The sequence below is a fragment of the Lutimonas sp. genome (assembly GCF_051011215.1).
GTDB lineage: Bacteria > Bacteroidota > Bacteroidia > Flavobacteriales > Flavobacteriaceae > Lutimonas.
In genome coordinates, this window is the sequence record NZ_JBPCUJ010000056.1 from 1 (window position 1) to 10543 (window position 10543).

The 10543-nt window shown below is 33.1% G+C and carries 9 protein-coding genes; 5 read left to right on the forward strand and 4 right to left on the reverse strand.

The window, feature by feature from the left end; all coding sequences use genetic code 11:
- Window positions 1-109: 109 nt before the first annotated feature.
- Complete coding sequence (locus tag ACR2MV_RS05595; RefSeq protein WP_434020921.1) at window positions 110-778, reverse strand: head GIN domain-containing protein; 669 nt, start codon at window positions 776-778, stop codon at window positions 110-112.
- An 84-nt stretch (window positions 779-862) separates the two neighbouring features.
- Entirely contained in the window at window positions 863-3007 is a 2145-nt protein-coding gene (rnr, locus tag ACR2MV_RS05600) for a ribonuclease R (protein ID WP_434020922.1), read from the reverse strand.
- An 82-nt stretch (window positions 3008-3089) separates the two neighbouring features.
- On the opposite strand from rnr, the gene ACR2MV_RS05605 reads away from it, so the two are divergent.
- The 4 genes from ACR2MV_RS05605 (at window position 3090) to ACR2MV_RS05620 (ending at window position 6571) form a co-directional block, all read left to right on the forward strand.
- Entirely contained in the window at window positions 3090-4022 is a 933-nt protein-coding gene (locus ACR2MV_RS05605; protein ID WP_434020923.1) for a diacylglycerol/lipid kinase family protein, read from the forward strand.
- Window positions 4023-4759: 737 nt separating this feature from the next.
- Window positions 4760-5194 carry a ribose 5-phosphate isomerase B gene (gene rpiB / locus ACR2MV_RS05610; protein WP_434020924.1) on the forward strand — a complete coding sequence of 145 codons (435 nt, stop codon included), beginning with the start codon at window positions 4760-4762 and terminating at the stop codon, window positions 5192-5194.
- A gap of 9 nt (window positions 5195-5203) precedes the next feature.
- On the forward strand, window positions 5204-6112 hold the full coding sequence (locus tag ACR2MV_RS05615) for a cation diffusion facilitator family transporter (protein ID WP_434020925.1): 909 nt from the start codon (window positions 5204-5206) through the stop codon (window positions 6110-6112).
- Between the two features lie 12 nt (window positions 6113-6124).
- The gene (locus ACR2MV_RS05620; RefSeq protein ID WP_434020926.1) at window positions 6125-6571 is read left to right on the forward strand and encodes a GNAT family N-acetyltransferase; all 447 of its coding nucleotides are present in this window, start codon (window positions 6125-6127) and stop codon (window positions 6569-6571) included.
- A gap of 47 nt (window positions 6572-6618) precedes the next feature.
- Here the strand turns inward: ACR2MV_RS05620 and ACR2MV_RS05625 are convergent, their stop codons facing one another.
- Window positions 6619-8241 carry a sulfatase-like hydrolase/transferase gene (locus ACR2MV_RS05625; protein WP_434020927.1) on the reverse strand — a complete coding sequence of 541 codons (1623 nt, stop codon included), beginning with the start codon at window positions 8239-8241 and terminating at the stop codon, window positions 6619-6621.
- A gap of 448 nt (window positions 8242-8689) precedes the next feature.
- Here ACR2MV_RS05625 and recA point away from each other — a divergent pair, with 448 nt between their 5' ends.
- Window positions 8690-9694, forward strand: coding sequence for a recombinase RecA (gene recA, locus ACR2MV_RS05630; protein WP_434020928.1), 1005 nt, complete (start codon window positions 8690-8692; stop codon window positions 9692-9694).
- 70 nt (window positions 9695-9764) lie between these two features.
- Here recA and ACR2MV_RS05635 read toward each other — a convergent pair whose 3' ends face one another.
- Window positions 9765-10508: a uroporphyrinogen-III synthase gene (locus tag ACR2MV_RS05635; protein ID WP_434020929.1), complete on the reverse strand. Its 744-nt coding sequence runs from the start codon at window positions 10506-10508 to the stop codon at window positions 9765-9767.
- Window positions 10509-10543 lie beyond the last annotated feature (35 nt).

Consider the following 10543-nt stretch of genomic DNA (forward strand, 5'->3'; position numbering starts at 1 on the left):
CCGATGATAATCCATTGCCATGGACCAACAAAACCTAAAAAAATCGTCTGTAACATCATTATTTTATCATTTAGTCCACAAAGTTAATAATTAAATTCTTATTTATAAACTATTGTCGCACATATCCACCAAGTGACTCACTTTTCTTCAATTCTTCCGGCTCCCCTTTAATACTTACTATTCCTCCAGTACTGGCGCTTGCATCAATTAATTTTGTTGCCTTTACATCTGCCAATCCACCTGTATTTGCAGAAACATCTGCCGTTTCAGAATCTAATCTGGCTCCTTTATACATTCCACCGGTATTGGTCTTTACTTTTTGGTTTTTTGATGTTCCCTCTACTTTTACTTCACCACCGGTAACCGAAGATACCTCTAAATCATCGGTATCTAATTCTAATTTTATATGACCTGCCTCTTGAGCTTTTAGCGTAATTTTAGTTTGCTTAAACACTTCATCAGAATAAATATGCGACCCTTCATTAGCATCAATCAACTGAATTTCATCTTTAAAATACAAATACACCATCACATCATCTGCCGAAAATGTATGGGTGATACTCATTGAAATTCTCAAGATACCATTACTGTTTTTTACAGTTACTTCAGAAGATCTGTTACCATCGATAATTACCTTAGCCTCGTCACTCTTAATTAATTCTACCTGCAAGCCTCTATAGGTTTTCAAACTGTGAAAATCTCCCAGATTCATAGTAACCTTTTCTTGAGCAAAACCAAAACTAGTCACTAACAACAGGGCAAATAATACTCTTTTCATTTCCTTCTATTTTAATTTAAACACTATTTAATTTCTTTATAAATTCTAAGTATTAGACAAACTTAGATCGAGATTGTTACACATTTATTCTTCCACCAAGTTAAAATCAAGATGCTTTCTTTCCAAATCGGTATTTTTTACAGTAACAGTAACCTGATCACCCAGCTGGTACATTCTTTTATCGGCCTGTCCAATCAAGGCATATTGTTTTTCATCAAAAATAAAATAATCGCTTCTTATATCTTTTATCCTCACCATTCCCTCGCACTTATTTTCAATAATTTCCACGTAAATTCCCCATTCAGTCACTCCCGAAATTACTCCTTCAAATTCCTGATCCTGATGGTCTTGCATATACTTCACCTGCATATATTTGATAGAATCACGCTCGGCTTTACTCGCCATAAATTCTCTTTCTGAAGAATGTTTGCATTGTTCTTCATATTTATCAGCCTTTACAGACTGACCTCCATCTAAATAATGCTGTAGCAAACGGTGTGCCATAACATCCGGGTATCTTCGAATTGGTGAAGTAAAATGTGTATAATAGTCAAAAGCCAATCCATAATGACCAATATTTTCGGTGGTATACACCGCTTTACTCATCGATCTGATCGTTAATGTTTCGATCATATTCGATTCAGCCTTTCCATGCACATCCGCTAATAACTGATTTAAAGAATCAGAAGTAGCTTCTCTTGATTTGGTATCAATTCTATAGCCAAATTTTGAAATGATTCCTTGTAATAAGGCTAATTTATCAATATTCGGTTCATCGTGAACTCTATAAACAAATGTTTTCTTTTTCTTTCCTATAAACTCAGCTACTTTCCTATTAGCCAGTAGCATAAATTCCTCAATTAATTTATTGGCATCTTTAGATTCTTTTACAAAAACTCCAATTGGATTTGCATTTTCATCCAGACTAAATCTCACTTCCGTTTTATCAAAAGAAATAGCCCCCTGGGACATTCTTTGTTTTCTTATTTTCTTTGCTAAAGTATCTAAGGTTAGAATAGCTTCTTTAATTGGTTCATCTACATCCGCTTCTTTTCCTTCAATTATTTCCTGCGCATCCTCATAGGCAAATCTCTTGTCAGAGTAAATAACAGTTCTTCCAAACCATGAATCTAAAACATGCCCTTTTTCATTCATTTTAAAGACCACGGAAAAAGTAAGTTTTTCTTCATTAGGTCTTAATGAACAAACATTATTAGATAATATTTCAGGCAACATAGGTACTACTCTATCAACAAGATATACGGAGGTTGCTCTTTCATAAGCCTCATCCTCAAGGACGGTCTTTTCCTTTACATAATGCGAAACATCCGCAATATGAACACCAATTTCAAAGGTTCCATCTTCTAAAACCATAAAAGATAAAGCATCGTCAAAATCTTTTGCATCTTTAGGATCAATTGTAAAAGTCAGATCCTTTCTCATATCCCTTCTTTTTGCAATCTCTTCTTCAGTAATTTCTATCGGAATTTTCGAAGCGTAGGCTTCCACTTCTTCAGGAAAAGTATATGGTAATCCATATTCAAGCAGAATGGAATGTATCTCTGTATCATGATCACCAGGCTTACCCAAAACCTGTATGATGTTACCAAAAGGATTCTTCGAATTGTTGGGCCAATCTGTAATTTTCGCCAAAACTTTGTCACCATCTTCTGCTTCATTCAAATGTTCAGGAGATACAAAAATATCTGCATACATTTTAGGATCATCAGGCACCACAAATCCAAATGATTTACTTTTTTGCAGCACACCTACAAATTCTGTTTTAGATCTTTCTAATATTTCGACAATATCACCTTCTTGTTTTTTATTCTTTTTTCTCTTATACACATAGACCTTTACCAGATCATTATTCAAGGCATGATTCAGGTTTCTCGACGGTATATAAATATCATGTTCCAGGTCTTCACAGATTACATAGGCATTTCCTCTGGACGTTACTTCAACAACACCTTGATGATAGTGACTTTGAGGTACCAAAACAAACTTTCCTCTTTCTATTTCCTCTATCCTTTCCTGGGCTTTTAAATCTTGTAATTTTTGAATTATTTGATTTCTGCCATGAGCATCAGATATATCCAGTTTGGCTGCAACCTGCTTATAATTAAGTAATTTATTTGAATTCTTATTAAAAACCTGTAAAATCCTTTTACTCAAATCCTTAATAACATTTCCCTTCTTCTTGTAAATTCTATTTTTCTTTCTTGACATTCATTCTTAATTTCTAATTTTTAAAAGTACGTATTATAATCTCAATCAATTCTAAAATCTTGAATTAAAAACAAATCGTAATTTGCATGAATCGAATCAATCAAAAATGACAGACATTTGGTACACTATTTTTAATCCTGCTTCAGGATCAGGCAACCATAAAAAGCGTATTGATTCTATAAAGAGACTTCTAACTAATTCTCATTTAAAATACAATTTCATCAGTACCAAATACGCGCATCATGAAGAGCTTTTAGTACAAAAAGCAATTAAAAAAGGGTACCGAAAATTTATTTGTATCGGAGGAGATGGTACCCTCCATTACATGGTGAACGGGGTTATGAAACAAGACCTTGTTCACACAAATAAAATAACTATTGCCGTGATCCCATCCGGAACGGGCAATGACTGGATAAAAACCTATGGTATTTCTTCAAATCCTACAAAGGCAATTCAAACAATTGTGAATAATAAATGCAAACATCAGGATATTGGAAGAATTTCTTTAGCAACTCCTAAAAATGTTGTTTTTTTCGCGAATACTGCAGGTATCGGTTTTGATGCTTATGTTGTAAAGAACATAAATAAGTATGAAAAGTGGGGATCTCTAAGTTATATTATCGCAGCAGTTGTAGGCTTAAAATATTTTAAACCTTCTACATTAATCGTACAAACATCAGATAAAATCTATGATGCTGAACTATTTCTTCTCAGTGTAGGTTTGTGTAAATACTCAGGATCAGGGATGCAATTAACCCATTTTAAAAATCATCAAACCGGCTTTTTCGATATTACCTATATTTCCAAGATTAAAAGACGTACTGTACTTAAAAATATACTAAAATTATATTTTGGTGGTATCCATACATTGAAAGAATCTCAATGTTTTATTGAAAAAAATATAGATATAGAAAAAAATACTTCTTCTTTTATTCAAGCTGATGGTGAACTAATTGGCTCCGGAAACCTTCATATACAGCTTATTCCAAATGCAATTCAATTTATCGTATCATAAATTTTTTAAGAAATTTAACATTTTTGTAACATATTCGAATTTATCTCGTCTATAGAGTATATGAAACCAGTTGTTAAAATTATCATTCTCTGTATTTTAATCTTTGCCTTAAGCATTTTTGCTGCAAAGAAAAGTATCGATTATACTTTTGAAAAAGTAGAATGTTCTCAAACGACTCAAATAACAGCTTTAGATTTTCAACTCGCTTCCGAAAATCTTTAATCTTTTTTTTCTTCTTATTAACAACTATAATATTATAAATAGCTTTTATTTAAATTTTAAAAAAACAAATGATGTTTATTATAGTATGTTAATACATCCAATAAAAAGTGGAGATATAATTATGATATATCAGTTTTAAAAAACTATTAACATCTTATAAAAAACTAAAGTGTTAGAAATCAATTTAATTTTGAAGTTATACACATTTTTAAAATAACTAATTCACTAAAATAAACTGAAAAATAAAATAATAATAATGCTTATAATGATGTTAATTACTGTTAATAAATTGAAGTGAAAATCTTACAATTAAATTTGTTTGTTCAATTTGTTTTAGGCAATAGATAAATAAGATGAATCATCAAAAAATAATTATAAGAATTATATACTATTTAATTAACAATTTATTAAAATTATAAATACCTACAGGTCAGTAAAATGTAAACATTAATTAACAATGCATAATTTTTATGTTTATTACTTTAATAAGTTTAATTTTGCTTAAAAATACACGTATGAAATTAGCTATAGGAAATGATCACGCAGGAACAGATTATAAATTTGAAATTGTGGATTATTTAAAACAAAACGGGATTGAGGTTGAAAATTTTGGTACAAATGATAACCAAAGTATGGATTATCCTGATACCATACATCCTGTTGCTGAGTCTGTTGCATCAGGAAATGCTGATTTAGGGATTATTATTTGCGGAAGTGGTAATGGAGCTGCGATGACGGCAAATCATCACCAAAAGATTCGTGCTGCGCTTTGTTGGAATGATGAGTTGGTGGCCCTTGCCAGACAACATAATGATGCAAATATATTGAGTATTCCAGCTCGTTTTGTTTCTAAAGAAGATGCGTTACAATTTGTAAAAACTTTTTTAAACACTGAATTTGAAGGAGGAAGACATCAAAACAGAATTGATAAAATTCCGACCGACAGATAAACATATAATATGGGTCATCATCATTCACATAATCATGGCCAATTGTCTGGAAACAGACTGCTTTTTTCCATTATTTTAAATATAATCATTACTGCTTCTCAAATTGTAGGTGGGGTAATTTCAGGCAGTCTTGCTTTAATTTCAGATGCCGTTCATAATTTGTCAGATGTAATTTCATTGATTATAAGTTATGCGGCAAATATTCTCAGTAATAAAAAGAAGCAAACACTTCATCAAACTTTTGGTTATAAAAGAGCAGAAATCATAGCTGCCTTTATTAATTCATCTACTTTAATTGTAATTGCTGTATTTCTTGCAATTGAAGCTATTAAAAGGTTAAGTGATCCACGTGAAATAGAAAGTAATCTGGTAATTTGGCTGGCATTTATTGCAATTCTTGCCAATGGATTAAGTGTCTTATTGTTAAAAAAAGATGCCAATCATAATTTGAATATGAAGTCGGCTTATCTTCATTTGATTACAGATATGTTGACATCAGTAGCAGTTTTAGCAGGAGGATTACTAATGAAGTATTATCAGATCTTCTGGTTAGATGCCATTTTAACCATCATTATTTCTATTTACCTATTATTTATGAGTTGGAGTATTTTTGTTGATTCTTTAAAAATATTGATGTTGTTTGCTCCTAAAGATCTTGAGATTGAAATGATTCAAAATGAAATTATTTCTGTTCCTGAAATTAAAAATATTCATCATGTTCATATCTGGCAATTAAACGACCATGATATTCATTTTGAGGCACATATAGAATTTAATAAAGACATAATGCTTTCAGAATTTGATCAAATATGTGCAAGGGTTGAGCAGCTATTGTTCGATAAATTTCATATCAATCATTCAAATTTACAACCTGAGTTTGAGAGAGATGATCATAAAGATTTTATAATTCAGGATTAATTTTGAAAATATATGAACTGGACGATTAAAAGTTTTAATGAATTAAGTGTATCTGAGTTTCATGATATCATTCAATTACGCCTCGATATTTTTGTAGTAGAACAGGATTGTCCTTATTTAGATTTAGATGGGAAAGATGAAATCGCTTATCACTTGTTTGCTACAACAGATAAAGGACAGACGGTAGCTTATACCAGGTTATTTGGCCCGGATCAATATTTTAAAGAAGCTTCCATAGGAAGAGTTGTTGTTCATAAGGATTTCAGAAAAGATGGATTGGGAAATGAACTGATGACAAGGTCTATTGAACAAATAAAGCATTTATATCATACGGATACCATCAGGATTGGTGCACAGCGGTACTTGAGAAAATTCTATGAATCGTTGGGTTTTGTTTCAACTGATGAGTTTTATATGGAAGATGGAATTCCCCATATGTATATGTTGAAACAGGAATAAAAAAAGGGTTTATTAAAACCCTTTTTTTATTTAGAATATTAAGGAACTTATTGTCCCGTTTCCATGGTTCTTTTTACTGTTTCTTGATATATTTTACTCTCAGGACGTAAATTTTCGATTCCTTCAAATGGAACACCATGTCGAGAATAAAAAGGATACTTCTTATTCATGGCATCATGACGTTTTTTCATCATATCAAATGGTCCCCAAGCCCATAAAAACTGAGCCATCATGCCGCGCATTTCTCTCGGGTCCTGGTATAAATCAAAGAAATCATTTTTTACCAAACCAGGTCTGCCACCCACCCAAACACGTTTGTATTGTTGTTTGATTGTTGCTGCATGTGACAATCCGGTATATACATGATAATAGTCCCTTCTGGATTGACCATCGCCATAAAGGAAAACTGCTGTTTGGTCAATTCCGTCAATTATTCTGTCTGTAGGGATGTATTTCATACCACCTCCTATTTTTGCAAAAGTGGTAAACAGATCGTGAACAGTGATCATATCACCTACATAGGTTCCTGCGTCAATAACTCCATCCCATTGAGCAAAGGCAGCAACCCGAATTCCACCTTCGCGGTAATCACCTTTACCTCCGTTAAAGACAACTTGATACATCGCGGCTGGTACTTCAACCATTGGACCGTTGTCTGCCATAGCTACAACCAATGTGTTTTCAGAAATTCCCTGTGCTTTTAATTCGTCGAGAATCTGTCCGATATACATATCAAGCCTTTCTATATTTTGCGCAAACATGGAACTATTGGAAGTGGTTATTTCCTGTCCTTGAGGAATCAGGTCATATACATTTGGCCAATAAGCCAAATAAAAAGGTTTGTCGTCATTTGCTTTTCTTTTGATAAAATCCAAAGCTTTTTCCTGGTGTTGTTTAGAAATTTCCCGGTAGTTTTCGAGAGTTGGTGGAAGGGTTTCTCTTGCTTTTTCTCCTTTTTTTCCTTCAACATCCATAATGTAACCATATGGACGCCATGTTTGATCAACGATATAGTTCTTCTCTGTGGTTTCTCTAATAAACCCTTTGGTCAATCCAACGGCTTCTCCTTCTGCATGCCAGAACATTGGAGGAAATTGATTATACAAAGAAAACTGTGCTTCATCAAACCCTTGATTATGCATATAGCTTTCTTCGATATCACCTTGATGTGCTTTTGCAAAAAAGGCAGTACTATAACCGGCTTCAGAAAGTATCTCAGCAATGGTTACTTCTTCCGCAGGTAAACCCGCTCCTTCAGGAGGAAAAGAAACTGTATGCATTCCACTTCTTGCGGCTAAACGGCCTGTTAAAGCTGCCGCACGTGTGGGAGTACAAGATGGTTCAGTATACATTCTGGTGAAAACAATACCGTCCTCCCCCATTTTATTTAAACGAGGCGTATCAAAACCTCGGATCTTATTGAAGGCCTTGATACCAACTTCACCAAAACTGTTATCATCCCACATAATATGAATGATATTCGGTTTTTTACCGAATTTCTTTTCAAGCTCCTTTAGTTTTTTGTCAATTTCCTTGTCCTGACTTGCCCATTGATCTCCATATTGTTCTTGGAGAATATCCTGTTCAGCATCATGAATGATCTTTTGAGCATTCATAGTGATACTTAGACCAAGAATCATAATAATTGTAATTAAGTAATTTTTATTCATGATATTTATTTGTTTTACGATACACAAAGATATCAATTATGACAAAAAGGAACATTCTAAATTTCGCTCTAAGAAGAAATCATGATCAAAAAATGTTTTTATGGGTCTAAAAATAAATTGATAATGCATCTGATATCATTATATTTTTATGGATTTAAAAATTTCAATGTGTTCTCCTGAGGAGTGAATCGTGGTTTTTAATCAAGATCATTTTTTGGTCATATTTAGCTGTTTTTTAGTATAAACATATCGAATAGTTGATTTTTTTCCCCTTTTTCGTTGACTTTTGAAGTATTTGGTCAATAATTAAATAAGGAATTATTCCTACATTTTTTACCCATTTTTTGTTAATAACAATCTTGCTTATTTAAGGAATAGTTACCCATAAATTTTCCTATTTTAGCTACCGTTCAATTATTAGGAAAAAAGATAAAATTTACGATCGATTATGGCAGAAGACAAAGAAAAAGCAGCAAAACTTAAAGCGCTTCAACTCACACTTGATAAACTAGACAAGACGTATGGAAAAGGGTCTGTAATGAAAATGGGAGATGTAGCCCATGAAGATATAGATGTTATTCCATCCGGATCTTTAGGGTTGGATTTGGCCTTAGGAGTAGGTGGATACCCTCGAGGAAGAGTTATTGAAATTTTCGGCCCTGAATCTTCAGGTAAAACCACACTGGCCATTCATGCAATGGCAGAGGCTCAAAAAGCAGGAGGCATTGCGGCATTTATTGATGCGGAGCATGCTTTTGATCGTTTTTATGCTGATAATTTAGGAGTAGATATAGATAACCTGATCATATCACAACCTGACTATGGAGAGCAAGCCCTAGAAATTGCTGATAATTTGATTAGCTCTGGAGCTGTTGATATTGTTGTAATTGATTCAGTAGCAGCCTTGACTCCTAAAAGTGAAATTGAAGGAGAAATGGGTGACTCAAAAATGGGACTTCATGCCCGATTGATGTCTCAGGCATTAAGAAAGCTTACTGCCACCATCAATAAAACGAACTGTACCGTTATTTTTATCAATCAATTGAGAGAAAAGATAGGTGTTATGTTCGGTAACCCAGAGACTACAACAGGTGGAAATGCCTTGAAGTTTTATGCCTCAGTTAGGTTAGATATCAGAAGAAGAACTCAGATCAAGGATGGAGATAAGGTGCTGGGTAACAGAGCCAAGGTTAAAGTTGTAAAAAATAAAGTTGCTCCTCCTTTTCAAATGACGGAATTTGATATTATGTATGGCTATGGAGTTTCTAAAGTAGGTGAAATTCTAGACCTAGGTGTAGAATATGAAATCATTAAAAAGAGTGGATCCTGGTTTAGTTACGGAGATACCAAATTAGGACAAGGTAGAGACGCTGTAAAATCTTTAATTGGTGATAATCCAGAGCTTGCAGAGGAATTGGAGGCTAAAATTATTGCTGTAATTAAGGAGAATTAATAGCATCTTAGACAATAAAAAAAGCGATTTATTCATGAATAAATCGCTTTTTTTTTAGATAAGAACCAAACTATTTGTTTGCTTCTTTAATATATTTTTCCAAAGCCATCGTCATGGATGGTGTCTCTTTAGATGGAGCAGCAATGTCAATTTTTAAACCTGCTTCTTCAGCGGCTTTTACCGTTGAATTTCCAAATACAGCAATTCTGGTGTTATTTTGCTTAAAACTTGGGAAGTTTTCAAATAAAGACTTAATTCCGCTAGGGCTAAAGAATACAAGCACATCATAAAAAACATTTTCAAGATCAGAAAGATCACTGATAACTGTCTTGAACAAAATAGCTCTCTTCCACTCTACTTTCAAACTATTCATCTTGTCGATCATCGTTTGCTTTACTTTGTCAGAGCTAGGTAAAAGAAATTTTTCTGCTTTATGCTTTTTAATTAAAGGCATTAAATCATCAAATGTTCTTGTTCCCACATAGATCTTACGCTTTCTGTAGACCACGTATTTTTGCAAATAATAGGCAACTGCTTCCGACAGACAAAAATATTTCATATCGTCTGGTATCACTACTCTCATCTCATCAGCGAGACGGAAATAATGATCTACTGCATTTCTACTTGTAAAAATAACTGCCGAAAAACTTAAAAAATCAATCTTTTGATTTCTAACTTCTCTTGAAGTTTCACCTTCAACATGGATAAACGAGCGAAAGTCAATTTTCACTTTCTGTTTATTCATTAAATCGAAATAAGGTGATTGTGCTGCCTTGGGTGCAGGTTGTGATACGAGTATAGTTTTTACTTTCATATAATTTTGTTTTAATCAACAAACAGTTTATAAAT